Here is a 1,756-nt window from a genome sequence, read left to right on the forward strand (position 1 = left end):
GGGCCAGCCCACCGCCGGGCAGCCGCAGCCGCGCGAGGGCGCCGTCGGCCGCCGGATGCGTTCGCAGCACCCCAGGGCAGGCATCACGGGCACGCTCCCGCGGGCTGGTGGGCACCGGCGGAGCATATGCGCCCGTTCTGGTGGGCGCCGGTTGATCTGGACACCTCGCCACGATCCCGGCGGGCCGACGCGTGCCACCCTGACCGCGGGCGGTCGAGCCGACGCCCGGTGTGCCGTCGGTACCGGTCGGCTCCGACGGTGTCGGCCGCTCTCAGCGCCGGCGCGGCGGGTCGCCGCGTTCCACTTAACTGTGCGTGACGAAGAAGCGGGAGGTCGCGGGGGTTGCGGACGCCGCCGAGGAGCCGCGGCGGAGTCGACGAAGGGGATTCCTTGACAGTCGCGGGCGATTTTCTGCGATGGTGAGGCGGCCACGAACGGCGAGCGGCGAGGAAGTCCGGTGCGAATCCGGCGCGGTCCCGCCACCGTCACCGGGAAGCAGACCCCAGGCACGGCCACGGGCACGGGCGCGGATGCCCGAGCCGGGAAGGCCGGGGCGAGCGTGCGTCACCGGCCCGCCCCAGGGCCGTCGGCGCGTACCCGCAAGCCGGGAGACTCGGCTCGCCGTCGACCACGCCTGGCTGACACGGGGACGAGGATCTCCGGGAGAGGCAACTCGATGACCCCCGCGCGCCCCGATTCGGCTCACGATGACCTGAACCACCCAGACGGCCTCGACGTGACCGTCCTTCTGCTGTCGACCTCGGACACCGACCTGCTGTCCGCGCGGGGCAGTGACGCCCGCTACCGGCTCGCCAACCCGGCCCGGCTCGACGTCGCCGACCTGCCCGAGCTGACCGACGGTGTCGACGTCGTCGTTGTGCGCATCCTCGGCGGAAGGAGGATGTGGGAGGACGGCCTGGACGCACTGCTCGCCGGTCCGCGCCCGGTGGTCGTCCTCGGCGGCGAGCGGACGCCCGACCCGGAGCTGATGGCGATCTCCACCGTGCCCGCCGGACTGTGCGCCGAGGCACACGCCTACCTCGCCGAAGGCGGCCCGGCGAACCTGCGTGAGCTGCATCGTTTCCTCGCCGACACGCTGCTGCTCACCGGCGGCGGCTTCGCCCCGCCGGTGAGCACCCCGAGCTGGGGCGTGCTGGAACGCCCTGCCCGCGCCACGGCGACAGAGCCGGTGGACGGGCCGGCGCCGGTGGACGGGCCGGCGCCGGTGATCGGCGTCCTGTACTACCGGGCGCATCACGTCGCCGGGAACACGGCGTTCGTCGAGGCGCTGTGCGCCGCGGTCGAGCGGGCCGGCGGGACGGCGCTGGCGGTGTACTGCGCGTCGCTGCGCGCCGCCGAGCCGGCGCTGCTCGCCATCCTCGGCCGGGTCGACACCCTGGTCGTCACGGTGCTCGCCGCCGGCGGCAGCCAACCGGCGAACGTCGGCGCCGGTGGTGACGACGAGGCGTGGGACGTCGGCGCCCTGGCCGGGCTGGACATCCCGATCCTGCAGGGGCTGTGCCTGACCAGCAGCCGGTCGACGTGGGCGGAGTCCGACGAGGGACTGACTCCCCTCGACGCCGCCACCCAGGTCGCGATCCCCGAGTTCGACGGGCGCCTGATCACCGTCCCGTTCTCCTTCAAGGAGGTCGACGCGGACGGTCTGACCAGCTACGTCGCCGACCCGGAGCGCGCGGACCGGGTCGCCGGCATCGCGGTGGCGCACGGCCGGCTGCGCCACGTCCCGCCCGCCGGG

1 protein-coding gene and 1 riboswitch are annotated in these 1,756 nt (G+C 74.8%); the gene reads left to right on the forward strand.

Annotation, left to right across the window (positions count from 1 at the left end; genetic code table 11):
* Positions 1–405 precede the first annotated feature (405 nt).
* Positions 406–635: riboswitch (cobalamin riboswitch) on the forward strand.
* Between the two features lie 41 nt (positions 636–676).
* Positions 677–1,756 (forward strand): cobaltochelatase subunit CobN (locus MXD58_RS26965; RefSeq protein WP_250610649.1); only part of this gene is annotated, 1,080 nt, incomplete at its 3' end.

The sequence above is a fragment of the Frankia sp. AgKG'84/4 genome (genome assembly GCF_023242965.2).
Classification (GTDB): Bacteria; Actinomycetota; Actinomycetes; order Frankiales; family Frankiaceae; genus Frankia.